The organism is Stenotrophomonas sp. Steno-C15, assembly GCF_056393265.1.
In genome coordinates, this window is sequence record NZ_JBWJPF010000017.1 from 62,376 (window position 1) to 88,965 (window position 26,590).

Consider the following 26,590-nt stretch of genomic DNA (forward strand, 5'->3'; position numbering starts at 1 on the left):
CCCGTGAATCAGTCCGCCGGGGTGTCCAGCAGGTCGCGCACCCGGTAGCTCCCGGGCGCCCGCCCCTGCAGCTGGCGGGCGGCAAACAGCGCACCGCGGGCGAAGATGTCGCGGTTGGTCGCCCGGTGGACCAGTTCGATGCGCTCGCCCAGGCCGGTGAACTGCACCAGATGCTCACCCACGATATCGCCGGCCCGCAGGCTGGCGTACTGCGGATCCGCCCCACCCCGCTGCGCGGCTGCGCCCAGGGTCAGTGCCGTTCCCGAGGGCGCATCCTTCTTCTGCGTATGGTGCGATTCCACGATGTCGCAGTCCCAGCCCGACAGGGCCTGCGCAGCGCGCTCGACCAGCTCGTCCAGCACCGCGACACCGAGGCTGAAGTTCGAAGCCCACACCAGCGGAATGCGCGCCGCGGCGGCGTCCAGCGCCTGGCGCTGCGCACTGGAGATGCCGGTGGTACCCGATACCAGGCCTGCGCCGCGTTCAACGCACAGGGCCAGCATCGCATCGAAGCCTTCCGGCAGGCTGAAGTCGATGGCCACATCGAATGCCGGCGCCCCTGCCAGCTCGCTGGCGGCAAAGAACGGCACTCCGTCGACCACCCGCTGGGCCGGCGCGCGGCCGGTCACCGCCGCCACGATCTGCAGGGTTTCGGGATGATCGGCGGCCAGCCGCAGCAGGGCCTGGCCCATGCGCCCGGAAGCGCCGTGAATGAGCAATCGCAGGGGAGTCTGGTTCATGCCCCGCAGGCTAGCGGCAGCATGCCCGGTCCGGCAAGCATCATCGCTGCTACGCTGCAGGACTCTTCATGCAATGGACCGCATTTCCCATGCAGATCAGCGAACAGCTGGTACTGGTCACCGGCGCTGGCCGCGGCCTCGGCCAGCATATCGCCCGCGCATTCGCCGCGCAGGGTGCCCGGATCATCATCAACTACCACCGCAGCGAGGCGGCCGCACGTGCGCTGGCGGTGGAGCTGGGCGGGCAGGCACTCGCGCTCCGCGCCGACGTCACCGACCGGAGCCAGATCGAGGCACTGCTGCAGCAGGCGCTGGCGCATTTCGGCCAGGGCGTGACCACCGTGGTCAACAACGCATTGGCCGATTTCTCCTTCAATGGTGATGCGCGCGACGGCGCCGCCGACATTGGCTGGCCGGCGTTCCAGGCGCAGTTCGAAGGCAGCGTGCGCGGCGCGCTCAACACCGTGCAGGCCGCCCTGCCCGGCATGCAGGCGCGCGGTTTCGGCCGCATCATCAACATCGGCACCAATCTGTTCCAGAACCCGGTGGTGCCCTATCACGACTACACGGCCGCCAAAGCCGCCCTGCTTTCGCTGACCCGCACCCTGGCCGGCGACCTGGGGCCGCAGGGCATCACCGTCAACATGCTGTCCGGCGGCCTGCTGCGCAGCACCGATGCCAGCGCGGCGACACCGCAGGCGGTGTTCGATTACATCGCCGCCAACACGCCACTGCGCAGCGTGACCACGCCGGCCGAGTTCGCCGACGCCGCGCTGTTCTTCGCCAGCCCCTGGGCGCGCGCGGTCACCGGCCAGAATCTGGTGGTGGACGGTGGGCTGGTGCGGGATTGACGCTTCGGCGAGCGCAGCAGCCCCCCGCTCTCTCCCGGCATCGTCAGTGCTGCTTCGGCGGCGTCGGCCCGCAGCTGTCGCAGCCACCACAGGCACTGCCGCCGCCACTGACAGGCGGCGCGATCCTGCGGCCCAGCGCCTGCAGCCAGCCGGCGCGGCCGGGCTTGAGCAGCGCCAGCGCCAAGGCGCCGCGCATCCTGCGCACGCTGCCGGGGAACTGCTTTTTCAGTACGACCCACGCGCTGACCAGCACGGCCAGCGCAACGAGCAGGTACTGGAGCAGCAGTCCTGCGTCCATCAGCCGCCTCCCAGCGCCACGGTCACCTGGTAGGTGATCAGCGCTGCAACGTAGGCCGCTGCGAACAGGTAGAACGCCGCGAAACCCATCTTCTTCCACGAGTTGGTCTCACGCTTGATGGTGGCCAGCGTGGAAATGCACATCGGCGCATAGATGAACCACACCAGCAGCGACAGGCCCGTGGCCAGCGACCAGCCATCGGCCACCACCGGCGTGAGCGCCGAGATCGCCGCATCGTCGTCGGCCGCGGACAGCGCGTACACCGTCGCCAGCGAGGAAACCGCCACTTCACGCGCGGCCAGGCCCGGAATCAGTGCGATGCAGATCTGCCAGTTGAAACCCAGCGGGGCGAAAACCGCGGTCATCGCATGGCCGATGCGGCCGGCGTAGCTGTAATCGATGGCCGGCAGCGTGGCGTCGGCAGGCGCACCGGGGAACGACAGCAGGAACCACAGCAGCACGGTCAGCGCCAGGATGATGCCGCCCACGCGCCGCAGGAAGATCATGCCGCGCTCATACAGGCCGACTGCCAGATCACGCGGATGCGGAATACGGTACGAGGGCAGCTCCAGCATCAGCGGATGCTCGCTCTTGTCGCGGCGCCACTTCTTCATGACCCACGACATCGCCAGCGCGCTGAGGATGCCGGCCACGTACAGTCCGAACAGCACCAGGCCCTGCTGGTTGAAGATGCCGACCTTGCCATCGGGAATGAAGGCGGCGATCAGCAGGGCATACACCGGCAGGCGGGCCGAACAGGTCATCAGCGGCGCCACCAGGATCGTCGCCAGCCGGTCGCGTGGATCCTGGATGCTGCGGGTGGCCATGATGCCCGGCACCGCGCAGGCGAAGCTGGACAGCAGCGGGATGAACGAACGCCCCGACAGGCCGGCCGCGGCCATCAGCCGATCGAGCAGGAACGCTGCACGTGGCAGGTAGCCGGACTCTTCCAGCGCGAGGATGAACGCGAACAGGATCAGGATCTGCGGCAGGAACACCACCACGCCTCCCAGGCCGGCGATGATGCCGTCGGTCAGCAGGCTGGTCAGCGGCCCCTCCGGCAGCGCGCCACCGACCACCTCGCCCAGCCAGCCGAAGCCGGCCTCGATGCCATCCATCAGCGGTGTCGCCCAGGCGAACACCGCCTGGAAGATCAGGAACATCACCACGACCAGCGTCACCAGCCCGAACACCGGGTGCAGCAGCCAGCGGTCAAGCGTGTCGTCGATCTTCGCGGTGCGCGCCGGCATGCGCACGGCCACCGCCAGGATGTCGCGTACCCGGGCGTGGTAGTCGACGCCGTCCTCAGCCGGCGGCACCGGCGCATCCAGGTGCGGCACCATGCGGTCCAGGCGCTCGACCAGCGCACGCGCACCCTGCTTGCGTACCGCCACGGTCTCGACCACCGGCACGCCCAGCTCGCGCTCCAGCGCTGCCACGTCCAGCTGGATGCCACGGCGCTCGGCCGCATCCACCATGTTCAGCGCCACCACCATCGGTTTGCCCAGCTCGCGCAGTTCCAGTGCGAAGCGCAGGTGCAGGCGAAGGTTGGTGGCGTCGATCACGCACAACAGAACGTCCGGCGCGGCCTCGCCCGGATAGAAGCCCCGGCACAGGTCGCGGGTGATCGCCTCGTCCAGGCTTGCCGGGTGCAGGCTGTATGCACCCGGCAGGTCAAGCACGGCGAACTCGCGGCCGGAGGGTGCGCGCAGGCGTCCTTCCTTGCGCTCGACGGTCACGCCGGTGTAATTGGCGACCTTCTGCCGGCTGCCGGTCAGCTGGTTGAACAGGGCGGTCTTGCCGCTGTTCGGGTTACCGACCAGCGCGATGCGCAGGGGGGCGGCAGTGGCGGATGCGGTCATGCACGTCTTTCCTGGCTGGCAGCGTCGATCACGACGCGCTTGGCTTCACTGATACGCAGTGCGAAACGGGTGAACCCGACCTGCACCAGCAACGGCTCTCCCCCCAGCGGGCCCTTGGCCACCAGGCGGACCTCCTCGCCCTTGACGAAGCCCAGCTCGCGCAGGCGGCGGGCAATGGCATCGTTGGCATGCAGGTCCTGCACGGAGTCGACCACGGCCGAGGTATGCAGGGGCAGTTCGGACAGCGTCATCTAGCCTGTTCTCTGCTGGATGTAAATGGTTCTCGATTCTAACATTCCCGCGTCGCGTCATGGCCCATGACCAATGGCCCGCTATGATCCATACAGGTATGGAGTGACCCTGGAATCCCATGAACGATGCTTTGCAGATCGAGCGCAGTGGCGCCGTCCTCACCCTCTGGCTGAACCGGCCGGAGCTGCACAACGCCTTCGATGCCGGCCTGATCGCCCGGCTGACCGCCGCGCTGGAGGCGGCCGGGCGGGAAGACGCGGTGCGCGCAGTGGTGGTGGCCGGCCACGGCGCATCCTTCTCGGCCGGTGCCGACCTGCAGTGGATGCGGGGCATGGCCGCTGCCAGCGAGGCTGACAACCGCGAGGATTCGCTGGCCCTGGCGCGCCTGATGCGCACCCTGGACGAACTGCCCAAGCCGACCCTGGCCCGGGTCCACGGTGCCGCCTTCGGCGGGGGTGTCGGCCTGGTCGCCTGCTGCGACATCGCCATCGCCAGCACCAGCGCCCGGTTCGGCCTGACCGAAAGCCGCCTTGGCCTGCTGCCCGCCGTGATCTCACCGTACGTGATCGAGGCGATCGGGCCGCGTCAGGCCCGCCGCTGGTTCGCGACCGGCGAGCACTTCGACGCCGACACCGCGCTGCGCATCGGCCTGGTGCACCAGCTGGTGGAACCGGAGCGGCTGGACGAGGCGGTGCAGCGCCAGCTGGCCCTGCTCGACAAGGCCGGCCCGATCGCCTCAGCGTCGGCCAAGCGCCTGGTCCGGCAGGTCCGTGACAGCCATGACCGCGATGCGCTCGACCGCGACAATGCCGCCCTGATCGCGCGCCTGCGGGTCTCGGCCGAGGGTCAGGAAGGCCTGGGCGCCTTCCTCGACAAGCGCGCCCCCCATTGGGTCACGGAGGCCTGAACATGCTCGATCATCTTGGTTTGACCAGCGCCGACCTGGCGCGCAGCAGGGCGTTCTTCAGCCAGGCACTGGCCCCACTGCAGATCGGCGTGGTGATGGAAGTCACCGCGGAGCAGACCGGCACCCATGACCAGGTCGGCTTCGGCCGCGATGGCAAGCCGTTCTTCTGGATCGGCAATGGCGGCAGCGTCAGCCATGGCGTGCACGTCGCCTTCGCCTGTACCGGCCGCGCGCAGGTGGACGCGTTCCATGCCGCCGCCCTGGCCGCCGGAGGACGCGACAATGGCGGTCCCGGCGTACGTCCCTGGTATCACCCGAACTACTACGCCGCCTTCGTGCTCGACCCGGACGGCAACAACATCGAGGCGGTCTGCCAGCGCCCCGCTGCGGAGACGGAGGCATGAGCGACTACGTCCGCATCGTCGAGGTCGGCCCGCGGGACGGCCTGCAGAACGAAAAGCAACCGGTCTCTACGGCCGACAAGATCGAGCTCATCAACCGCCTGTCGGCCACCGGCCTGCGCAGCATCGAAGCGACCAGTTTCGTCAGCCCGAAGTGGGTGCCGCAGCTGGCGGATGCCGCTGAGGTCTATGCCGGCATCCAGCGCCGGCCCGGCATCCACTATCCAGTGCTGGTACCGAATGAACAGGGCTACGAGCGGGCGCTCGCGGTCGGCGTGGAGGAAGTGGCGGTGTTCACGGCCGCCTCCGAGGCGTTCAACCGCACCAACACCAACGCCGGCATCGACGAGTCGCTGGCCCGCTTCGAGCCGATCCTGCGCCGCGCCGCCGCCGATGGCGTACGGGTGCGCGGCTATGTCTCCACCGTGCTGGGGTGTCCCTACCAGGGCGAGGTCCCCCTGGCCGATGTGGTGCGGGTGGCGCGCGCCCTGCACCAGATGGGCTGCTATGAGATCTCGCTGGGCGACACGATCGGCGTCGGCACGCCGCGCAAGGCGCGGGCGATGCTGCAGGCAGTCGCCGCGGAGATCCCGATGAGCGCGCTGGCCGTGCACTTCCATGACACCTACGGGCAGGCCATTGCCAACATCGCCACCTGCCTGGAAGAAGGCGTGCGCGTGGTCGACAGCGCCGTCTCCGGCGCGGGCGGCTGCCCTTACGCGAAAGGCGCCAGCGGCAACGTCGCCAGCGAGGACGTGGTCTATCTGCTGCAGGGCCTTGGCCTGGACAGCGGGGTGGACCTGCCGGCGCTGGCGGAAACCGGTCGTTGGCTGGCCGGCCTGCTCGGGCGTGCGACCGCCAGCCGCACCGGCCAGGCCCTCGCGGCCGTCTGATTCATCAGGGCGCGTCGCCCGGGCTCCGGGCGGCGCGGTGCACAACGGCAGCGGTCGTGGCTTCCGTTAGAATCGGCGGTTCTCGAACCTGCAGGACCGTGCAATGCAGCTGTCTTCCGTACGTGCCGTGATCACCGGCGGCGTTTCCGGCCTTGGCCTGGCCGTGGCCGAGCACCTCGTCGCCCAAGGCGGCAAGGTGGCCCTGTTCGACCTCAACGACGACAAAGGCAGCGCCGCCGTCGCCACGCTGGGTGCCGACAACGCCCGCTATTTCAACGTCAACGTCAGTGATGAAGCTGCCGTGGCGGCGGCCATCGACCAGGCCCACGATTTCCTCGGCGGGCTCAACGTGGCGATGAACTGCGCCGGCATCCTCGGCGCGGGCCGTGTGCTCGGCAAGGAAGGTCCGATGCCGCTGGCCGGCTTCCAGGGCACGGTGATGGTCAACCTGGTCGGCAGCTTCAACGTGGCCAAGGCCGCCGCCAACCGCATGCAGCACAACGAGGCCGGCGCCGATGGCGAACGGGGTGTCATCATCAACACCGCCAGCATCGCCGCCTATGAGGGCCAGATCGGCCAGGCCGCGTACGCCGCCAGCAAGGGCGGTGTGGTGTCGATGACGCTGCCGATGGCCCGCGAGCTCTCGCGCTTCGGCATCCGCGTCAACACCATCGCCCCGGGCGTGTTCTGGACACCGATGGTCGATGGCATGCCCGAAGCCGTACAGCAGTCGCTTGCCGCCTCGATCCCGTTCCCGTCGCGGCTGGGCAAGCCGGAGGATTTCGCCAGCCTGGTCGGCTTCATCCTCGGCAACACCTACCTCAATGGCGAGACCATCCGCCTGGACGGCGCTACCCGCCTCGCTCCGAAGTGATTCCCCCGGGCGCCGGGACGGCGTCCACCCCCAACGACCCAGATCACCATGAAAGCCAACGACATCAAGAAGGGCAACGTCGTCGAGTACAACAACGGCGTCTACCAGATCCGCGACATCGAGCGCAGCTCCCCGCAGGGCCGGGGTGGCAACGTCCGCTTCCGCTTCATCATGTACAGCGTGCCGGGCGGCAACAAGCTCGATGCCAGCTTCGATGCCGACGACAATCTGGTCGAGGTCGAACTGCTGCGCCGCCAGTCCACCTATTCGTACAAGGATGGCGATGCGTTCGTCTTCCTCGATGACGAGGACTACACCCCCTACACCCTGGATGCGGACGTCATCGGCGACGACGCCGGCTACATCACCGATGGCCTGACCGGCATCTACGTGCAGGTGATCGACGAGCAGCCGGTGGCCATCCAGTTGCCGGCCTCGGTGGTGCTGGAAGTGATCGAGACCCCGCCGGAACTGAAGGGCGGCACCGCCACCAAGCGTCCGAAACCGGCCAAGCTCAATACCGGGATCGAGATCATGGTGCCGGAGTACATCGTCAATGGCGAACGCGTGCTGGTGAACACTGCCACCGGCGAGTTCGCAGGCCGCGCGGACTGAGCTGACCGCACGCGCCTGGCAGAGCCGAGCCCCGCTCGGCTCTGCCGACCAACTTACGGCTGCCTGGCGCCGAAATTGCCACACCCATGGTACTGGCGCGTGCCGACGGTCAGCATCGCCTTCGCCTCGAACGGCTCGCCGCTCATGTCGTCCGTGCACGTCGTGCGCTGGAAGGTGAGCTTGATGTCGGTACCGTCCGCAGCCTTGCCACTCCACCCGTCCGCCCCCTGGTTGGGCGCGCCCACGTCGAAGTGCCGCTGGCCATAATCGACCTGCACCTGCAGGCCCGGCGTGTCACCGTCGACCACCGCCAGCCAGCCCGGTTCGTTGCCGGTCGCCCTGAACGCGGCAGCACCGGCACGGCCGTCGCCTTCCGTGGCCTCCACCGCGCGGCACTCGCGGTCCACTTCGCCCTTCAGGCTGAGCAGCCCGTCGTCGTGGCCCTTCGTCCAGAAACTGTTGCCCTGCCCGTCGCCGTACTTCGCCCCCGAAGCAGCACGCTCGGAGGTCATGGCGAACGTGCGATCCCCGATCACCACGGTGGCTGCGTCCTCGCCGTTGAACGTCGCACGCACGGCCAGATCGCCACACTGATAGGCCGTCTGGCTGGCGGTCGAGTTCGTGGACAGCGGCTGCGGCTCCGGCGGCGCCGGGTCAGCCGTGCCACCTGCTGCGGCAGGCGGTGTCGATGGCTGGCAGGCCGCCAGCACCAGGGCCAGCGAAGCCGCCGACAGACTGGAAACTACACGCATGACTCGACTCCTTGTCGACCGTACTGAAGATAACCACCCTATCATCCGGCGATGAGCCGGCGCTGAAACCGATGTGATCGCGTTCACGCCGCGAGCACCGTCATCGACAGCAGCTGCGCGCCCTCCCCGCCGGAACTACAGGCCCAGACCCGCAACAGACGCACCCGCAATGCCTGCTCCTGCCCGTGCCGGACGACCACCATCTGCACCGGGCTGGACAGCAGCGCCAGCCGACCGCACAGCAGGGTGTCCACCGCCTGCAGATGCAGCACCCGCACCTGCAGGTGCCCGCCCAACCAGTCATCCAGCCAGGGCAGATCAAACAGACGCCCGCCATCGCCATCCATCATGAACATCGCCGGCGACAACAGCAGCGACAGTGCCTGCCGATCACCCTCGATCAGGGCCTGGCACAGGCGCCGTTCCAGCGCCTTCAGCTGTACGTCGTGCAGCGTTTGACCGTTATCCGTTCCCATCCGTAGATCCTTCCGGCAGTGGCCGGCGCCTGCGCAGGCGCCGCGCGATCCGTTGCCGCACCCCCTGCACCACCACATAGAACACCGGCACGAAGAACACCGCGAGCACGGTCGCGCTGACCATGCCACCGAACACACCGGTACCGATTGCCTGCTGTGTTTCCTTCGAGGCACCCTGCGCCACCATCAGGGGCACCACGCCGAGCGCGAACGCCAGCGACGTCATCACGATGGGCCGCAGGCGCAGGCGCGCTGCCTCCACGGCCGCTTCCACCAGCCCGCGTCCCTGCTGCTGCAGCTGTCGCGCGAACTCGACGATCAGGATCGCGTTCTTCGCCGACAGGCCGATCACCGTGATCATGCCGACCTTGAAGAAAACGTCGTTGGGCATGCCCCGCAGCAGCACCGCCGCTACGGCTCCCAGCAGGCCCAGCGGCACCACCAGCATCACCGCCATTGGTATGGACCAGCTCTCGTACAGCGCCGCCAGGACCAGGAACACCACCAGCATCGACAGCAGCAGCAACCACGGGGCCTGCGCGCCGGACTCGCGCTCCTGCAGCGACTGACTGGTCCACTGCAGTGCGAAGCCCGCCGGCAGCTGCCGGGCCAGGCGCTCCATCTCGTCCATCGCCTGCCCGGTGGAAACGCCCGACGCGGGCGCGCCGGACAGATTCAATGCCGGGAAGCCGAGATAGCGCTGCAGCTGCAGGGGCGCTTCCGTCCACTGCGGATCGACCAGCTCCGACAGCGCCACCATGCCCCCTTCGCTGTTGCGGACATACAGCTTGAGCACGTCGCCCAGCTCCATCCGGTACTGCGCATCGGCCTGGACGATGACCTGCTGCAGCCGTCCCTTGTTCGGAAAGTCGTTGACGTATTGCGAGCCCATTGCCGCCGACAGCGTTCCGCTGATCTCGCTGAACGCCACGCCCATCGCCTCGGCCTTGGCGCGATCGATGTCAAGCCGGACGCTGGTACCTGCGGGCATTCCATCGGCATGCACATCGGACAGCAGTGTGCTGGCCTGGGCCAGCTGCAGCAGCTGCTGGAGGGCAGCGCGCAGCTCGGCCTGGGTCTGCCCGGTCCGCGCCTGCAGCGCCAGCGAGAAGCCTGACGAGCGGCCGAGGCTGTCGATGGCCGGCGGCATCACGCTCATGACTTCGCCCTCGACCAGCGTCGACATCGCCTTCCGTACCGCCTCCACCTCGCCGGCAGCCGTCGCACCGGCACGCTCCCCCCAATCCTTCAGCATCGTGTAGGCCAGTGCCGCACTCGGCCCCGAGCCGGAGAAGCTGTACCCGAGGATCGACTGGTTGGATGCAACGCCGGGGCGCGAGGCCACGTGACGTTCGTACGCTTCAACGACGGCAAGCGTGCGCTCGGTGGTCGCCTCGGCCGGCAGCTGGATCGAGGTCATGAAGTACCCCTGGTCCTCCTCCGGCAGGAATGCCCCGGGCAACCCGTTCAGGCCCAGCAGAAGCGCTGCCACCAGTGCGACGAACACCCCCATCACGCGCCCGCTTCGCTGCAGCACAGCGGCCACGCCACGCTGGTAGCGGCCGGTCATCCGCTCGAAGCCGCGGTTGAAGGCGCCGAACAGGCCACTGCGGCCATGATGCCCGCGTGTACTTCCGCGCAGCAGCGTGGCGCACAGTGCAGGCGTGAGGCTGAGCGCCAGCAGTGCGGAGAACAGGATCGATACCGACATCGCCACGGTGAACTGACGGTAGATCGCGCCTACCGAACCACTGGCGAACGCCATCGGAATGAACACCGCGGTCAGTACCAGGGTGATGCCGATCACCGCGCCGGTCAGTTCGCGCATTGCCTTGATCGTCGCCTCGCGGGGTGGCAACCCCTCCTCGGCCATGATCCGTTCCACGCCTTCGACCACCACGATCGCATCATCGACGATGATGCCGATCGCCAGCACCATGCCGAACATGGTGAGGACGTTGATCGAGAACCCCAGCGCCAGCATCGCCGCGAACGTACCCAGCAGCGCAATCGGCGCGACCACGGCAGGTATCAGCGTATAGCGCCAGTTCTGCAGGAACAGGTACATCACCGCGAACACCAGCAGCATGGCCTCCAGCAGTGTCTGCACTACTTTGCGGATCGAGATGCTGACGAAGGGTGCGGTATCGAACGGAATGCTCGCCTCGACACCACGCGGCAGCAGCGGCGCCAGCTCGGCCATCCTCTCGCGCACCGCTGCCGCAGTGCGTACGGCGTTCGCACCGGGCCGCAGCTGGACGCCCGCCGCCGTCGCAGGCTGACCATCCTCTCGGGTACCCCAGGCGTAGCTCTGCGCCCCCAGTTCGACCCGGGCGACGTCACCCAGCAGTACCCGCGAGCCATCCGCCCGCGCACGCAGCACGATCGAAGCGAACTGCGCGGGCGTGGACAGCTGGCCATCGGCGGTCAGCGGCACGGTCAGGCGCTGGCCGGGCAGACCGGGGGAGTCGCCGATGCGACCCGGTGCGATCTCCAGGTTCTGCTGCTCGATGGCGCTGGCAACGTCACCGATGGTCAGGCCGTACCCGTTCAGCCGCGTGGGATCGAGCCAGACGCGCATCGCCTGCTCCGCGCCGAACAGCTGCACGCGCCCGACACCGTCGATGCGGCGCAGTTCCTCGATGATGTTGCGCGCCATGAAGTCACCCAGCGCGGCCTCGCTGACGCTGGCATCCGGCGAACGCAGGCCGACCAGCATCAGGAAACCGGAATCGGCCGCCTCCACGTACAGCCCGTTCTGGCGCACGCTGCGCGGCAACCGCGGCTCGATCGCCTTGATCCGGTTCTGCACATCGACCTGGGCCAGTTCGGGGTTGGTTCCCGGCTGGAAGGTCGCCGTGATCGACGCCTCCCCGGAGGTATCCACCGACGATTCGAAGTACAGCAGGTGCTTGACGCTGGACAGTTCGCGCTCGATCAGCGCGACCACCGCATCGTTCAATGTCTGCGGGCTTGCGCCTGGATAGCTCGCATAGATGCTGACACTGGGCGGAGCGACTGCCGGGTAACGCTCCACGGCCAACCGCGGAATCGCCAGGACACCGGCAAGGATGATGAAGATCGCCAGCACCCAGGCGAACACCGGGCGATCGATGAAGAAACGTGCCATGTTGGATTTTCCTGGATCGGCCGGGTCCTGGCGGACTCAGCCCTGACGACCTGACGGTGCAGCCCCGGCAATGGCGACGGGCCGTGACCAGTCGTGCATCTGGACCACCACGCCCTCCTGCAGGCGCTCCTGGCCTTCGACGACCACCTTCTCGCCCGCCTTCAGGCCATGCCGGACCAGCCACTGCCGATCCACGCTGCCATCGATCTCCAGCGTGCGGATCACCGCCCTGCCGTCACTGCCGACCACCCAGGCGTAGGCCTGACCACCGGCACTGCGCAGTACGGCCTGCTGCGGCAGAACCAGCGCACTGGACGGAGCACCGCGCGGCACTCTTGCCCGTACGTACATTCCGGGCAGCAGCTGGCGCTGCGGGTTGTTCACCAGGATGCGCAGCATCACATCGCCCGTACGCGCATCGACGCTGATGCCGGAGAACAGCAGCTCGCCACGTTCCGACAACGGCCGGCCCGCCGGGCCGATGATCGCCACCGACGACTGTCCACCGCTCGCGGCGCTGCGCTGCAGCGACTCCAGCTGGGACGCAGGCTGGCGAACATCCACGTAGACCTGGTCGATCTGCTGCACCACCGCCATCGGCTCGGCATCGGCCACGCCGACCAGCGCTCCCTCGGTCACCCATGCCTGATCGATGCGTCCGCTGATCGGCGCGCTGACCGTCGCATAGCGCAGGTCCAGCTGGCGGCGGGCAAGAATCGCCCGGGCTTCATTCACCGCGGCGCGCGCCTGCTCGTACTCGGCGCTGGCGTCGTCGCGATGCTGCTGGCTGACGGCCTGCGCCGCCGCCAGGGCGTGCAGCCGCTGCGACTGCACACGGCTGCGGGCAAGCGCCGCCTCGCTGCGCTGCAGGGCCGCCAGCGCCGAATCGACGTCCGCACGGAAGGCCGCCGGATCGATCTGGAACAACGCCTGCCCGGCGGTGACTTCGGCCCCCTGCTCGAACAGGCGACGCTGCACGATGCCGCCGACCTGCGCACGGATCTGTGCGGTACGCACGGCCGTCACGCGGCCCGGCAGCTCATCGTCGCGCTGCACGACCTGTGGGCCGACGGTGACCACACTCACGCGCGGTGCGGGTTCGGGGCTGGCTTCGGGCGAGGAACAGGCCGTCATGGCCAAGGCGAGGACCGCGATCAACGCGGCCGGGGTCCTGAAGGTTCTCATTGCTGTGCACAATGCCGCGGGCGCGGCGGATAGGTCATGAAGCGCGCAGTCTGCGCGGCGATGATGGGGTTTCGATGGAGGAAGTGTGGAGATACGATGGAGGCAAGCACCTTATGGCCTGATCTACGCATGCACGCCTCCACCGCCCTCGCCGCCCTGGTCCTGATCGTGGAGGACGAGGCCGAGATCGCCGACATCCTCACTGCCTATCTTGAACGTGAGGGCCTGCGCACCCTGCGCGCCGGCGACGGCCACAGTGCACTGGACCTGCACCGCAACATGCGTCCGGACCTGGTCCTGCTGGATGTACAACTGCCGCGGCTGGACGGATGGAGCGTGCTGAGCCAGCTGCGCCAGCGCGGGGAAACGCCGGTGATCATGCTGACCGCGCTCGACCAGGACCTGGACAAGCTGACCGCGCTGCGCATGGGTGCCGACGACTACGTGGTCAAGCCGTTCAACCCGGCCGAGGTGGCTGCGCGCGTGCGCGCGGTGCTGCGGCGGACGCTCAGATCCTCACGCGTGGATGCACCGGCGGCACTGCGCATCGGGCAGCTGCTGATCGATCCGGCAACCCATGCCGTGCATGTGGAGGGCGATGGCTACAGCCATGAAGTCCTGCTGACGCTGACCGAGTTCAAGCTGCTGCACTGCATGGCCCTGGCACCGACCCGCATCTTCAGCCGCAGCGAACTGATGCATGAATGCCTGCCTGAGAGTGAAGCGCTGGAGCGCACGGTCGACAGCCATGTCAGCAAGCTGCGCCGCAAGCTGGACGACGTGGGCATGGTCAACATCCCGGCCAGCGTGCGCGGCGTCGGTTACCGCCTGATGGCCGACCGCTGATGCGCCGGTCCGGGCTCAGCCGGCACATCGTCGTCTCGATGTCGCTGATGGTGATCGGCGTCATCGTGATGATGATCCTCTCGTCCTGGCTGCTGTATGCGGTGCTGGTCGAGTTTTCGCCGGCCAGTACGGTCGAGCCGGAGAGCTGGCTGCCCACCGGTCCCGAACTGGCCTGGATGGTCGGTGTCATCCTGACCGGGCTGGCCCTTGCGATCGCCGCATCGTTCCGCCTCGCCCACCGTATCCTGTCCCCGTTGAATTCGCTGGTCGACAGCGTGCGCGCGCTGGCCAGCGGCGACCTGGGCGCACGTGCCAGCGCCGACGGCAACTCTCCCGGCGAGGTCGCCGCGCTGGTCGACGACTTCAACGCGATGGCGCGCCGCCTGCAGCACATGGAAAGCGAACGGATGATGTGGCACGCCGCCATCGCCCACGAACTGCGCACGCCGGTCACCATCCTGCGCGGTCGCCTGCAGGGCCTGGCCGAAGGCGTGTTCCACCCCGACGAATCGCAGTTCCGCAGCCTGCTGGCGCAGGTGGAAGGGCTGTCGCGGCTGATCGAGGATCTGCGCGTGCTGAGCCTGGCGGACAACGCCCGGCTGGACGTGCGCCGCGCCCGTACCGATGTGGTGGCCGAAGTGCACTCGGTGATGACCCTGGTCGATCCCCAGTTCCGCGCGGCCGGCTTCGTGCTGGAACTGGAGACCAGCCGCGAGGAGCACAACGCCCACTGCGATCCGACCCGCCTGCGGCAGGCGCTTCTTGCGTTGCTGGAGAACGCACGCCGCTACGCCAGCCCGGGCCGGGTGCGGATCGCCGTGCATGACACCCCGGGGCACGTGCAGGTTGCCATCGAGGATGAGGGCCCCGGCATCGATCCGGCACTGCACGCGGACATCTTCAGCCCCTTCATGCGCGCCGACGGTTCACGTTCGCGCCAGGGTGGTGGCAGCGGCCTGGGCCTGGCCGTGGTCAAGGCCATCGCCGATGCACATGGCGGAAAGGTCTACTGCGCGCCCGGTGGCAGCGGCGGCAGCCGCTTCGTCATCGAACTGCCGCGTCAGTAGGCGTCGCCTGCCGTCGCAGACGCTCACCCAGCACCGCCAGGTTCGCGTCGATGTCATCGAGTTCCCCCCGCTGCGACGCCGGCAGCTGCTGCCGCAGCTGCATGCGCAGGGTCCGCCATGCCGGCACCGCCTGGGCGCTGGCCAGCGCAACGCGGTCGGCCAGCAGTACCTGCTCCTCAGGCAGCGGCAAGCCGTAGCCGCCGTCCGCCAGCAGCTCCCCGGGACGCAGCCACTGCCCGCTCAGGTCCAGCAGTTCACGCAGACTGCGTGCCTCAGCGCTCTCCGGCGCCGCCAGCAGACGGCGCTTCAGCACATCACGCGCGCGCAGCTCCGCGCGTCGCTGCGCGGCCTGTTCCAGCAGCAGCAGGCCAGCACTTGCGCGCAGATCACCCTGCAGCAGCCAGGGGCCGCGCTCGCGCGCGGGCAGATTCAGCCATGCGCGCACGTCGCGCGCCGGCAAGGCGAGCTGGGTGGTAGCCACGGAAAAAAGCTGCTGGTAATGATCACGCGCGGAGGCGAAGTAATACCCCTGGGCCTGCGCACCCGCCCGATCCGCCAGGACCTGGTCGTCCAGAACATGCAGCCGTGCCAGCCGACGCCGCAGTCCCCGCGGGGTGAGCTGGGCGAGCCCGGCCTGGCCGAGCCGGGGCACGCCGGCCTGCAGCAGTTTCGCAGTCTCCACCGCGCAGTTGTTGCTGACGAAGTAGTAGCGTCCGTCATAGGTCCAATGCACCTGCGCGGTGCGTTCCAGCAGGCTGGCGATTTCTTCGCGCTGCAGGCGCAGGGGCAGCGACTGCAGGCCACGCAGCTCGACCTTGGTGTATTCATCCACCACCTGCTGCAGCGGCAGCACGAACAAGCGCGACGGATAGTCGCCGGTCAGGCCACGCCAGTTGGAAATCTGCACATCACCCACGAACGCGCGGAAGGACAGTACGCGGTGATGTTCGAGATCCAGTCGGCACGCCGGTCCCGGCGTCCGGCCCGGCCGGCAGATGACCAGCCGCAGCATGCTGTGGCCCCAGCGGCTCATCGGCTGCCGGCTGCCTTCAGCAAACAGGTAGTCCACCGCATAGACGCGCGCGGGATCCAGCTGCAGCAACGAGGCTGCCCCCTCCTCCGCTTCGGCCTGCAGCAATGGGAGGGTTGCCTCACAGTGCGGGCGTGGCAGCGATGGCGGCGTGCCGAAATGCGCCCGGTACCACTGCGCCAGGGCTGGACGGCGGCAGGCGAACGCACCATCGAGCACGAAATGCTCGGCATTCACTGCCAGGTACTCGGCCGCATCCGTCAGCTCGTAGGGATCCGGACTGCGGTCACGGAAATCATTGTCACCGCGGCCCAGATGCCACGGCCTGCGCTGCCAGCCGGACAGATCGCGCCAGCGCGCGCTGCGCGACCAGCCTGCACCGTTGCGGTCGGCAACGTGGGCCAGTTCGTGCACCAGCGCGCTGCGTCGCGCGCGGCGGGCGCCGGGCACCTCCTCATCCAGCAGGTCGCGACGCAGCGACACGCGTCCGCCAAAGGCCCGACCGTGCACATCGGCCGGCAGGGCCTCACTCCAGCGCACCTGCACCTGCGGCGGCAACGCGCGCAGCAGCCCCTCGGGCAGCAGCGACTGCACGTCGGCCAGGGTCTGCCGGGCCAGCCGTTGTTGTGTTGGGTCCAGGCCTGCGGGGTCCAGCTGCAGGCGGTCGGTCGCATGCGCCACCGGTATCGCCAGCCACACCAATGCGATACCCCATCCTGCATGCAGGGCACGCTTGGACAGCGCCGGGTCGCGGCCGGCATCTGCTGCTGCCCGCGTACGCAAGACGTTCAGCCGTGCATCGGCCGGCGCCACGGCAAGCGAAACCGCGGGCGGCATGCGGCCCGGATCAACGCGCCAGCAGGGCGCGCGCCAGTTCCAGATCGCTCTGCTGCTGCGCGGCAGCGTCCTGCTCGCGCAGATGGACCAGCGCGGCCTGCAGGCGCGCGCCACGGATCTGGCCGTCGCTGGCGACAAAGGCCGCGGCATCATCGCGCGCTGCGCGCACGACCTTGTCGTCACCCGAGCTGCTGCCCGACGAGCCGGACGATGCACCGGTTGCCGAACCGGCCGAGGTGCCGGCGAAGCTGGAAGCGAAGCCGGCCAGCGGCAGGGACAGCAGGGCAATCAGCAGGAACGGTCGGATCATCGGTCGAAGGCCGGTTGAAGGAATGGGAGGAGCGTAACGGGTGCGTGAAGGGTTTGCCCAGATCAGGCGTCGAACAGCTTGCCCGGGTTCAGCCGCCCTTCGGGATCGAACGCGCGCTTGACCGCCTTCATCAACCCGATTTCCGCCGACCCGCGCGTGCTGTCCAGGTAACCCTTCTTGACCAGGCCGATCCCGTGTTCGGCCGAAATGCTGCCATCGAAACGCGCCAGCACCTGCGCCAGCAGCTTGGTCACCTGCTCGCACTGGGCAAGGAACTCGGCGTCGCTGGTGTCGTCCGGCTTCAGCACGTTGATGTGCAGGTTGCCGTCGCCGATATGGCCGAACCAGACCACATCGAAGTGTGGATAAGCCTGGCCGATCAGCGCCTGGGTCTCGGCCAGGAATGCCGGCATCGCCGAGATACGCACCGAGACGTCATTCTTGTAGGGCTTGTAGCGCGCCAGTGATTCGGTGATGCCCTCCCGCAGGCGCCACAGCTGGGCCGCCTGGGCGTCGCTGGCGCTGATCACGCCGTCGCTGACCCAGCCGTTGCCCATGCAGTCCTCGAAGGCCGCCATGGCCGCGGCTTCCTGTGCCTCGTCATTGGCAGCGAACTCGGTCACGACATAGTACGGATGCACTTCGTCGAACGGCGCCTGCGCACCCTGTGCCAGCACGTGTTCCAGCGCCCGGTCGGTGAAGAACTCGAACGCCTGCAGCTGCAGGCGCGCACGAAAGGCGGCGAATACCTGCATGAGCACCTCGAAGCTGGGCAGCGCCAGCAGCATCACGTTGCTGGCCGGCGGGGGATCGGTCAGCTTCACCGTCGCCTCGACGATCACGCCCAGCGTGCCTTCTGAACCGATCAGCAGCTGGCGGAAGTCGTAGCCGCTGGAGTTCTTGATCAGGCCCTTGTTCAATTCCAGCAGTTCGCCGCTGGCAGTGACCACCTTCAACCCGGCGATCCATTCACGGGTGTTGCCGTACCGGATCACGCGGATGCCGCCGGCATTGGTGGCGATGTTGCCGCCGATCGAACACGATCCGCGCGCGGCGAAGTCGACCGGATAGATCAATCCATGCTCCAGCGCGGCGTTGTGCAGCGCTTCGAGCGGCATGCCGGCCTGTACCACCAAGGTCCGGTCGACCGCGTCGTAGGCCAGGGCCTTGTTCATCCGTTCCAGGCTCAGCACCAGTTCGCCGTGGGCGGCTACCGCGCCGCCGGACAGCCCGGTACGGCCGCCGGAGGGCACGACCGCAACCGCTTCGGCCGCGCTCCAGCGCATCACCGCCTGCACCTCCTCGACCGTGGCCGGCAGCGCGATCGCCAGCGGCGCCGGCGTCCAGCGCCGGGTCCAGTCGCGACCGTAATGCTCCAGGTCGGATGGGTCGGTCTTCAGCTTCAGGCCGGGACAGGCCTGCAGCAGCGAGGCAATGCGGGAATCGGTCATGACGGTCCAGCGCGGTGCGTGACGAACGGGCAAGCGTGCCAGTGGCACGCGCCAGCGTCCAGCCCCGCAGTGCCGCACAGATAGCTACGGATGCAACCAATTGCGCACTGCACCATGGGCGGTCCGATCTGGCATAGTGGTCAGCCCCTGTCCCACTGGCCGTGTTGCCCCATGTCGCCGAAGAAGACCTCGTTCCCGAAGCAGGATATCCGCGTGCTGTTGCTGGAGGGGGTCAGCCAGACCGCCGTGGAGGTATTCAGCGCCGCCGGCTACAGCCAGATCGAGGCGCACACCAAGGCGCTGCCCGAGGACGAACTGAAGGCGCGCATCGCCGAAGCGCATATCGTCGGCATCCGTTCGCGCACCCAGCTCAGCGCCGAGGTGCTGGCCGAGGCCAAGCGCCTGATCGCGGTGGGCTGCTTCTGCATCGGCACCAACCAGGTCGATCTGGACGCGGCCGAGCTGGCCGGCATCCCGGTGTTCAACGCGCCCTATTCCAACACCCGCAGCGTGGCCGAACTGGTGATCGCCGAGGCGATCATGCTGACCCGTGGCATCCCGCAGAAGAACGCTGAATGCCACCGCGGCGGCTGGTCGAAGTCCGCCAGCGGCAGCCATGAGGTACGGGGCAAGACGCTGGGCATCATCGGCTACGGCCACATCGGCACCCAGGTCGGCGTGCTGGCCGAATCGCTGGGCATGCAGGTGATCTTCCACGACGTGGAAACCAAGCTGGCGCTGGGCAATGCGCGTGCCGCGGCCAGCCTGGACGACCTGCTGGCACGTGCCGACATCGTTACCCTGCACGTGCCGGAGACCCCGGCCACGCAGTGGATGATCGGCAGCACCGAGCTGGCGAAGATGCGCAAGGGCGCGCACCTGATCAATGCGGCGCGCGGCACCGTGGTCGACATCGATGCGCTGGACGCAGCGCTGGCCAGCGGCCATGTCGGTGGGGCTGCACTGGATGTGTTCCCGGTGGAGCCGAAGGGCAACGGCGACATCTTCGAATCACCGCTGACCCGCCACGACAACGTGATCCTGACCCCGCATGTCGGCGGCAGCACGCTGGAAGCGCAGGACAACATCGGCGTGGAAGTCGCCGCCAAGCTGGTGCGCTACAGCGACAACGGCAGCACCCTGTCGGCGGTCAACTTCCCGGAAGTGACCCTGCCCGAACACGAAGACAGCCTGCGCCTGCTGCACATCCACCAGAACGTGCCGGGCGTGCTGTCCAAGGTCAACGAGATCTTCTCGCGCCACAACGTCAACATCGACGGCCAGTTCCTGCGCACGGACCCGAAGGTGGGTTACGTGGTGATCGACATCACCGCCAGCGAGGAGCAGGCCACCGCGGTGCGCGAAGAACTGGCAGCCATTCCGGGCACGTTGCGCACCCGCATCCTGTATTGATTGAAGGTTCGCCAGGCACGGCCCGGCACTGTCCACACGATCACGGTAGCGCCGGGCCATGCCCGGCGGCCCGCGCATGAGGTGGACGTCCCCGTCAGCGCGCCAACCACCGGCGCGCCATGCGCTGCATCGATTCGTCCGACTCCGGGTCGGCCGCGACTTCGGTCACCGGCCGCCAGGCCAGGTCCAGCGATTCCTCGCTGAGCACGAAGTCCTCGCCACCCAGCGCCCGGATCACGAAGCGCACGTCGTAGTGCCAATGCCCCGGCACGTCCCCGCGTTCGGGGATCCAGTGCTTGTCCAGGTCGAAGATCGCCGGATCGTCCAGCACCAGCCCGGACAGCCCCGACTCCTCCTCTGCCTCCTTCAGCGCCACCCGGGCCAGGTCGCGGTCGCCGTCGGCGTGGCCGCCCAGCTGCAGCCAGCGCTGCAGCTTGCGGTGATGGGTCAGCAGCAGGCGCTGGCCATCGGCGCTGACCAGCCAGCAGCTGGCGGTGAAGTGGCCGGCCAACCGCTCGCGCCGGAACGGATCTTCCGGATCGTCCAGCAATGTGCCGAATTCGGCAGCCAGGGCGTCGTGGGCGGGCTCGAGGCGCGCATGGTCCCGCAGCAGACTGCGCAGGCGATCATCAAGCGCGGCAAGGGTTTCGGCGGTGTGGCTCATGAATGGGGGTGGTTCGGAAAAATACTGTTCATTATCGCCGCTCATTGTTGCGATTGCGCTTGTGCGTTGGCTTCAGCTTTGGCTAAGGTACAGCGGGCCGTTCGCGCGGCCTTCACCATTCAGGGCTGCCGGCAACGTATCGACGGCCCCCAAACCGATCATTAGGGAAGTACTGCATGCTGAAAGCTCTGTTGAGGGTCAAGCCGGTGCAACCGGCCGGGCACGTCGATGCCGGCGAACCCATCGAAGGCAGCCTGGACGGCGAAGCCACGCTGAAACGGACCCTCACGGCGAAACACCTGATCCTGCTTGGCGTAGGGGCGGTGATCGGTGCAGGCATCTTCGTACTGACCGGTCAGGCCGCGGCCAACCACGCCGGCCCGGCAGTGATGCTCTCGTTCGTCTTCGCCGGCATCGCATGTGCACTCGCCGGCCTGTGCTACGCCGAGTTCGCCGCGATGATGCCGGTATCGGGCAGCGCCTACTCCTACTCCTACGCCACGCTCGGCGAGGGCATGGCCTGGTTCATCGGCTGGTGTCTGGTACTGGAGTACCTGTTCGCCTCGGCCTCGGTCGCGGTGGGCTGGTCGGCCTACCTGATCAGTTTCATCACCACCACGCTGCACATGCCATTCCCTGACGCACTCAGTGCGGCACCGATCGCATGGACCGGCAGCGAGTTCATCTCTTCCGGCAAGCTGTTCAACCTGCCGGCGGTCCTGATCGTCGCTGCGGTCTCGGGCCTGCTGTATGTCGGCGTGACCCAGTCGGCCTTCGTCAACGCCATCATCGTGGCCATCAAGGTCACCGTGATCTGCCTGTTCATCGGCTTCGGCGCCGCCCACATCGATCCGGCCAACTGGCAGCCCTTCATTCCGGAGAACACCGGCGTATCCGGCGAGTTCGGCTGGAGCGGCGTGTTCCGTGCCGCCACCATCGTGTTCTTCGCCTATATCGGCTTCGACGCGGTTTCCACCGCAGCCGGCGAAACCAAGGACCCGCAGCGCAACATGCCGATCGGCCTGCTCGGGTCGCTGGCCGTGTGCACCCTCGTCTACATCATCGTCTGCGCCGTGCTGACCGGCATGATGCCGTATCACCTGCTGGGCACCGACAAGCCCGTGGCCACCGCGCTGGAGCCCTATGCCAGCCTGTCCTGGCTGAAGACCGCAGTCGAGATCGGCGCCATCGCCGGCCTGTCCTCGGTGGTGCTGGTGATGATGATGGGCCAGACCCGCATCGCCTACACGATCTCCCGCGACGGCCTGCTGCCGAAGTTCTTCGGCAAGGTCCATGCCCGCTTCCGCACCCCGTACTGGGCCACGATCGTGGTCGGTGTGATCGCTGCGGCACTGGCCGGCCTGATGCCGCTGAACGTGCTGGGCGAACTGGTCTCGATGGGTACCCTGCTGGCGTTCGCAACCGTATGCATCGGCGTGCTGGTTCTGCGCTATACCCGTCCGGAGCTGCATCGTCCGTTCCGCGTCCCGGTGGTGTGGATCATCTGCCCGCTGGGCGCGGCGGCCTGCCTGTTCCTGTTCTGGCAGGCCTTCGTGGTGCACTGGCATCTGTTCGTCGGCTGGACGGTGCTGGGCCTGCTGATCTACTTCGGCTACGGCATGCGCAACAGCAAGCTGGCCAAGTCCGCCTGAACCTGCGGGCCGGCCCTGCGCCGGCCCGTCTGCTCCTGCCAGTGTTTCCGCCCGCGCGCCCACCCGGCGCGCATCGACAAGATCCCCACACATGTTCAAGCAACTCTGGGCCACCAAGCACCCGCATGCCGCCCATGAAGACGCCAATGGCCTGAGCCTGCGCCGCCACCTCGGACCCTGGGGGTTGACCGCCCTGGGCATCGGCGCAGTGATCGGCGGCGGCATCTTCGTCATCACCGGGCAGGCCGCAGCCAACCATGCCGGCCCGGCCATCATGCTGTCCTTCGTGCTGGCCGCCATCTGCTGCGCGTTCTGCGCCATGGCCTACGCCGAGTTCGCCTCGATGGTGCCGGTCTCGGGCAGCGCCTATACCTATACCTATGCCACCTTCGGCGAGCTCTCGGCCTGGTTCATCGGCTGGATGCTGGTGCTGGAGTACGGCGTGTCCGCCTCGGCAGTGGCGGTCAGCTGGACCGGCTACTTCCTGAGCCTGCTCAGTCACTTCGACATCCACCTGCCGGCCGCACTGGTGAGCGCACCGCTGGACGGGCAGCTGCGCCCGACCGGCGCGATCGCCAACCTGCCGGCGGCCATCCTGGTGCTGCTGCTGACCTGGCTGTGCTACGTGGGCATCAGCAAGTCCTCGGCCATGAACATGGCCATGGTGGTGCTCAAGACCGGCCTGATCGTGCTGGTGATCGTGGTTGGCTGGAAGTACGTCGATCCGGCCAACTGGACCCCGTTCATTCCGGAGAACCAGGGGCCCGGCAAGTACGGCATGGAGGGCGTGCTGCGTGGCGCTGCCATGGTGTTCTTCGCCTATATCGGTTTCGAGGCGGTCTCGGTGGCGGCACAGGAGTCACACCGTCCGCAGCGCGACATGCCGATCGGCATGATGCTCTCGCTGGTGGTCTGCACGGTGCTGTACATCGCCATGGCGGCCGTCATGACCGGCCTGGTGCCGTACACCCTGCTCGGCACCGATGAGCCGGTGGTCACCGCCGTCGCGGCGCATCCCCAGCTGGGCTGGCTGCGGGTGGTGGTGGAAATCGGGGCACTGGTCGGCCTTTCTTCGGTCGTACTGGTGATGGTGATCGCGCAGCCACGCATCTTCATGATCATGGGTCGCGATGGCCTGCTGCCGCCCGTGTTCACCCGGATCCATCCGAAGTACCGCACTCCGCATATCAATACGGTCATCACCGGAATCGGCATCGCCCTGCTGGCTGCGCTGTTCCCGCTGGATGTGCTCGGCGAACTGACCTCGATGGGCACGCTGATCGCCTTCGCGGCGGTGTGTGCGGGCGTGCTGATCCTGCGCCGCACCCAACCGGACCTGCCGCGCCCGTTCCGCATGCCGATGGCGTGGCTGATCTGCAGCCTGGGCGTGCTCAGCTGCCTGGCGCTGCTGTCGGCGATGACGATGCACAACTGGATGCTGATGGGCGTGTGGACGTTCTTCGGGTTCGTGATCTATTTCTGCTACGGCTTCCGGCACAGCCGCCTGCGGGTGAAGTAAGGGGTTCTGCATTGCAGGGCCTGCGGCCCTGCACCCGCCTTTGAAGCCGGAGCAACGGCAACAGCAACAGCGGGGCCGAGGGTTTGGCGGGACGGGTTGGGTTCGCGGGGGACGCCGTGAATCCATCCCTGGAGGCTTGGCCGCGGCATCCATGCCGCGGACACCCCCGCGAACCCAACCCGCCCCACCTCCGACAGTCTCCTGGCGCGTCTGGTTGGTCCACGTCATGCGTGGATGAATTCGTCCAGGAGATGAATTTTCGTAGGTCGATGAATCCTCTGTAGAGCGGAGCCATGCTCCGCTCCGAGTAAGTGCAGCGAAGCGACCCGCTTTTCGCTTTTCCTTCTTCACTCCGTGGCTGACACGCACGGAACCTGTCCGTGGCCGGGCGGGTGGGTTGTGCAGGGGTGTCCGCGGCAGGGATGCCGCGGCCAAGCCCCCAAGGATGGCTTTACGGCGTCCCCTGCACAGCCCACCCGCCCGGCCAAAGCAAGAAATCCCGCCCGGCGAGACAGCCACGAGGGGCTCAGCCGTTGGCCGAATCCAGTAAAATCGCCCGCATGAACGCCGCCCCCCTCCCCTATGACACCGCGCGCCTGAGCGAGCTCGCCCAGCTGCTGATCGACAACGTCCGCGAACTGGCCCAGGCCGGCTGGACCCCGGCCACCAGCAGCAACTTCTCCCATCGGCTCGACGACCGCCATGCGGCAATCACCGTCTCCGGCAAGGACAAGGGGCGGCTGATCGAGGACGACATCATGGTCGTGGACTTCGATGGCCAGGCCGTCGGCCGTCCCCTGCGCCCGTCCGCCGAGACGCTGCTGCACACGCAGCTGTACCGGCGTTTCCCGGAAATCGGCTGCGTCCTGCATACGCATTCGCCGGTGCAGACCGTCGCCTCGCGCCTGTATGCACCGCAGGGGCACATCCGCCTGGAAGGCTATGAGCTGCTGAAAGCCTTTGCCGGCAACAGCACGCACGAGATGGCCATCGACGTTCCGGTGTTCGCCAACACCCAGGACATGAACGTGCTGTCGGCCCAGGTCGAGGATCTGCTGGACCGCCAGACGCTGTGGGGCTACCTGATCGATGGCCACGGCCTGTACGCCTGGGGCCGCGACATGGCCGAAGCGCGCCGCCACCTTGAGGCATTCGAGTTCCTGCTGCACTGCGAACTGGAACTGCGCAGGCTGCGTGGCTGAGCAGATTCCAAACCGCAATCTGCGCCCGCCCGCCACCCTGCTACCCTGTCCTCCCCCCGAGACGTTCAAGCTGCCGCCATGAGCCGACTGCGCATCTACGACGACACCCGCCCCGAATCCCCGCTGCTGGACAGCCAGGACGGCGCCATCATCGCTGCCGAGCTGCAGAAGATCGGCGTGACCTTCGAGCGCTGGCAGGCCACCGCACCGGTCGCGCCGGGCGCCAGCCAGGACGAGGTGTTCGCCGCTTACCGCGCCGACATCGATCGCCTGGTCGCCGAACGCGGCTTCAAGAGCGTGGATGTGGCGTCGATCGCGCCGGACAATCCCAACCGCGCCGAGCTGCGCAGGAAGTTCCTCGACGAGCACTTCCACAAGGAAGACGAAGTGCGCTTCTTCGTTGCCGGCTCGGGGCTGTTCACCCTGCACGTGGGTGACAAGGTCTACGAGATCGAATGCGTGAAGGATGACCTGATCGCCGTGCCCGATGGCACCACGCACTGGTTCGACATGGGCGAGGAGCCGAGTTTCGTGGCCATCCGCTTCTTCACCGAGCCGGATGGCTGGGTCGGCCACTTCACCGGCACCGACATCGCGCAGAAATTCCCCCGTTACGTTCCGACCCAGGCATCCTGATCCATGCAGCCCCGCGTCATCCTGACCGACATCGAAGGCACCACCAGCAGCATCTCGTTCGTCAAGAACGTGCTGTTCCCCTATGCGCGCCAGGCGCTGCCCGGCTTCGTGGCCGAGCATGGCCAGCGACCGGACGTGCGCCGCTGGCTGGATACGGTGGCCAGCGAAATCGGCGGCGCCTGCCAGGACAGCGTGGTCGCCGAGACCCTGCAGGGCTGGATCGACCAGGACCGCAAGCACACGGCGCTGAAGGCGCTGCAGGGCCTGATCTGGGACGCCGGCTATCGCCGTGGCGACTACACCGCGCACTTCTATCCGGAAGTGGCGCCGGTGCTGAAGGGATGGCATGCCTCGGGCCTGCCGCTGTACGTCTACTCCTCCGGTTCAGTGCCGGCGCAGAAGCTGTTTTTCGGTTTCAGCGACGCGGGCGATCTCAGCCCGCTGGTGTCAGGCTGGTTCGATACCGAGATCGGCGGCAAGCGTGAGGCCGACAGTTACCGCCGCATCGTCCAGTCCATCGGCGTGCCGGCAGGCGAGATCCTGTTCCTGTCCGACGTGGTGGAAGAGCTTGATGCCGCGCGCGAGGCGGGTCTGCAGACCCGCCTGCTGGACCGTCTGGACGACTACCCGATGCCGCGCGTCGGCGACGCCGCCCACGGTCACGAGCGGGTCGAGAACTTCCAGCAGATCCAGCTGTAACACGATCCCTTTCTGGTCGCTGCCAACC

At 67.7% G+C, this 26,590-nt stretch carries 26 protein-coding genes; 14 read left to right on the forward strand and 12 right to left on the reverse strand.

Translation table 11 applies throughout. From position 1 onward, the window contains the following. Positions 1-8: 8 nt before the first annotated feature. Complete coding sequence (gene dapB, locus AC06FB_RS13480) at positions 9-740, reverse strand: 4-hydroxy-tetrahydrodipicolinate reductase (RefSeq protein ID WP_081284436.1); 732 nt, start codon at positions 738-740, stop codon at positions 9-11. Between the two features lie 89 nt (positions 741-829). Between dapB and AC06FB_RS13485 the strand changes: the two genes are divergently transcribed. Then, a complete protein-coding gene (locus tag AC06FB_RS13485) occupies positions 830-1,591 on the forward strand; it encodes a 3-oxoacyl-ACP reductase (protein WP_262218468.1) in 762 nt (253 codons plus the stop codon). A gap of 43 nt (positions 1,592-1,634) precedes the next feature. Here AC06FB_RS13485 and AC06FB_RS13490 read toward each other — a convergent pair whose 3' ends face one another. From AC06FB_RS13490 to AC06FB_RS13500, 3 genes are read right to left on the reverse strand one after another with little or no spacing between them, the layout of a single operon-like run. Beyond that, a complete protein-coding gene (locus AC06FB_RS13490) occupies positions 1,635-1,889 on the reverse strand; it encodes a DUF6587 family protein (protein ID WP_459040396.1) in 255 nt (84 codons plus the stop codon). Then, positions 1,889-3,751: a ferrous iron transport protein B gene (gene feoB / locus AC06FB_RS13495; protein ID WP_478053774.1), complete on the reverse strand. Its 1,863-nt coding sequence runs from the start codon at positions 3,749-3,751 to the stop codon at positions 1,889-1,891. Before feoB ends, AC06FB_RS13490 begins: the two co-directional genes overlap by 1 nt. Beyond that, positions 3,748-4,002: a FeoA family protein gene (locus tag AC06FB_RS13500; protein ID WP_053519514.1), complete on the reverse strand. Its 255-nt coding sequence runs from the start codon at positions 4,000-4,002 to the stop codon at positions 3,748-3,750. Before AC06FB_RS13500 ends, feoB begins: the two co-directional genes overlap by 4 nt. Positions 4,003-4,121: 119 nt before the next feature. On the opposite strand from AC06FB_RS13500, the gene AC06FB_RS13505 reads away from it, so the two are divergent. The 5 genes from AC06FB_RS13505 to yeiP all read left to right on the forward strand — a co-directional run bounded on the left by AC06FB_RS13505 (position 4,122) and on the right by yeiP (position 7,693). Beyond that, entirely contained in the window at positions 4,122-4,910 is a 789-nt protein-coding gene (locus tag AC06FB_RS13505; protein ID WP_053519513.1) for an enoyl-CoA hydratase/isomerase family protein, read from the forward strand. Positions 4,911-4,912: 2 nt separating this feature from the next. Beyond that, positions 4,913-5,314, forward strand: a complete 402-nt coding sequence (locus AC06FB_RS13510) for a VOC family protein (RefSeq protein WP_065175603.1) — start codon at positions 4,913-4,915, stop codon at positions 5,312-5,314. Beyond that, positions 5,311-6,204, forward strand: coding sequence for a hydroxymethylglutaryl-CoA lyase (locus tag AC06FB_RS13515; protein WP_053519511.1), 894 nt, complete (start codon positions 5,311-5,313; stop codon positions 6,202-6,204). Before AC06FB_RS13510 ends, AC06FB_RS13515 begins: the two co-directional genes overlap by 4 nt. Positions 6,205-6,307: 103 nt before the next feature. Continuing rightward, a complete protein-coding gene (locus AC06FB_RS13520) occupies positions 6,308-7,078 on the forward strand; it encodes an SDR family oxidoreductase (RefSeq protein ID WP_346475217.1) in 771 nt (256 codons plus the stop codon). A gap of 48 nt (positions 7,079-7,126) precedes the next feature. Then, the gene (gene yeiP / locus AC06FB_RS13525; RefSeq protein ID WP_005409468.1) at positions 7,127-7,693 is read left to right on the forward strand and encodes an elongation factor P-like protein YeiP; all 567 of its coding nucleotides are present in this window, start codon (positions 7,127-7,129) and stop codon (positions 7,691-7,693) included. A gap of 53 nt (positions 7,694-7,746) precedes the next feature. On the opposite strand, the gene AC06FB_RS13530 is transcribed toward yeiP, so the two are convergent. The 4 genes from AC06FB_RS13530 to AC06FB_RS13545 form a co-directional block, all read right to left on the reverse strand. After that, a complete protein-coding gene (locus AC06FB_RS13530; RefSeq protein ID WP_478053775.1) occupies positions 7,747-8,445 on the reverse strand; it encodes an MliC family protein in 699 nt (232 codons plus the stop codon). A gap of 83 nt (positions 8,446-8,528) precedes the next feature. Beyond that, entirely contained in the window at positions 8,529-8,921 is a 393-nt protein-coding gene (locus AC06FB_RS13535; RefSeq protein WP_277381718.1) for a nuclear transport factor 2 family protein, read from the reverse strand. Further along, positions 8,908-12,051 (reverse strand): multidrug efflux RND transporter permease subunit, encoded by a 3,144-nt coding sequence (locus AC06FB_RS13540; RefSeq protein ID WP_478053776.1) that lies wholly within the window; start codon positions 12,049-12,051, stop codon positions 8,908-8,910. Before AC06FB_RS13540 ends, AC06FB_RS13535 begins: the two co-directional genes overlap by 14 nt. Before the next feature lie 36 nt (positions 12,052-12,087). Further along, positions 12,088-13,236, reverse strand: coding sequence for an efflux RND transporter periplasmic adaptor subunit (locus tag AC06FB_RS13545; RefSeq protein ID WP_414488050.1), 1,149 nt, complete (start codon positions 13,234-13,236; stop codon positions 12,088-12,090). Positions 13,237-13,365: 129 nt separating this feature from the next. Here AC06FB_RS13545 and AC06FB_RS13550 point away from each other — a divergent pair, with 129 nt between their 5' ends. Further along, positions 13,366-14,082 (forward strand): response regulator, encoded by a 717-nt coding sequence (locus AC06FB_RS13550; RefSeq protein ID WP_180876004.1) that lies wholly within the window; start codon positions 13,366-13,368, stop codon positions 14,080-14,082. Next, positions 14,082-15,149, forward strand: coding sequence for an ATP-binding protein (locus AC06FB_RS13555; protein ID WP_053519504.1), 1,068 nt, complete (start codon positions 14,082-14,084; stop codon positions 15,147-15,149). The genes AC06FB_RS13550 and AC06FB_RS13555 overlap by 1 nt, the downstream gene beginning before the upstream one ends. Here the strand turns inward: AC06FB_RS13555 and AC06FB_RS13560 are convergent. From AC06FB_RS13560 to AC06FB_RS13570, 3 genes are all read right to left on the reverse strand, one after another. Beyond that, positions 15,127-17,016, reverse strand: a complete 1,890-nt coding sequence (locus tag AC06FB_RS13560; RefSeq protein WP_478053777.1) for a DUF7844 domain-containing protein — start codon at positions 17,014-17,016, stop codon at positions 15,127-15,129. The genes AC06FB_RS13555 and AC06FB_RS13560 overlap by 23 nt on opposite strands. Before the next feature lie 10 nt (positions 17,017-17,026). Next, on the reverse strand, positions 17,027-17,326 hold the full coding sequence (locus tag AC06FB_RS13565) for a DUF2388 domain-containing protein (RefSeq protein ID WP_053519503.1): 300 nt from the start codon (positions 17,324-17,326) through the stop codon (positions 17,027-17,029). Positions 17,327-17,388: 62 nt separating this feature from the next. Next, positions 17,389-18,777 (reverse strand): FAD-binding oxidoreductase, encoded by a 1,389-nt coding sequence (locus AC06FB_RS13570; protein ID WP_478053778.1) that lies wholly within the window; start codon positions 18,775-18,777, stop codon positions 17,389-17,391. A gap of 171 nt (positions 18,778-18,948) precedes the next feature. On the opposite strand from AC06FB_RS13570, the gene serA reads away from it, so the two are divergent. Next, a complete protein-coding gene (gene serA, locus AC06FB_RS13575) occupies positions 18,949-20,190 on the forward strand; it encodes a phosphoglycerate dehydrogenase (protein WP_111186471.1) in 1,242 nt (413 codons plus the stop codon). 94 nt (positions 20,191-20,284) lie between these two features. On the opposite strand, the gene AC06FB_RS13580 is transcribed toward serA, so the two are convergent. Further along, positions 20,285-20,899: an NUDIX hydrolase gene (locus AC06FB_RS13580; protein ID WP_081279755.1), complete on the reverse strand. Its 615-nt coding sequence runs from the start codon at positions 20,897-20,899 to the stop codon at positions 20,285-20,287. 131 nt (positions 20,900-21,030) lie between these two features. Between AC06FB_RS13580 and AC06FB_RS13585 the strand changes: the two genes are divergently transcribed. The 5 genes from AC06FB_RS13585 (at position 21,031) to mtnC (ending at position 26,562) form a co-directional block, all read left to right on the forward strand. Beyond that, positions 21,031-22,506 carry an amino acid permease gene (locus AC06FB_RS13585; protein ID WP_053519499.1) on the forward strand — a complete coding sequence of 492 codons (1,476 nt, stop codon included), beginning with the start codon at positions 21,031-21,033 and terminating at the stop codon, positions 22,504-22,506. Positions 22,507-22,597: 91 nt separating this feature from the next. Continuing rightward, positions 22,598-24,025 carry an amino acid permease gene (locus AC06FB_RS13590; protein WP_053519498.1) on the forward strand — a complete coding sequence of 476 codons (1,428 nt, stop codon included), beginning with the start codon at positions 22,598-22,600 and terminating at the stop codon, positions 24,023-24,025. A 560-nt stretch (positions 24,026-24,585) separates the two neighbouring features. Further along, positions 24,586-25,227, forward strand: coding sequence for a methylthioribulose 1-phosphate dehydratase (locus AC06FB_RS13595; RefSeq protein ID WP_065182687.1), 642 nt, complete (start codon positions 24,586-24,588; stop codon positions 25,225-25,227). A 78-nt stretch (positions 25,228-25,305) separates the two neighbouring features. Beyond that, positions 25,306-25,863 (forward strand): 1,2-dihydroxy-3-keto-5-methylthiopentene dioxygenase, encoded by a 558-nt coding sequence (locus AC06FB_RS13600; protein WP_053516703.1) that lies wholly within the window; start codon positions 25,306-25,308, stop codon positions 25,861-25,863. 3 nt (positions 25,864-25,866) lie between these two features. Next, positions 25,867-26,562: an acireductone synthase gene (gene mtnC, locus AC06FB_RS13605; RefSeq protein ID WP_053516704.1), complete on the forward strand. Its 696-nt coding sequence runs from the start codon at positions 25,867-25,869 to the stop codon at positions 26,560-26,562. Positions 26,563-26,590: the final 28 nt, after the last annotated feature.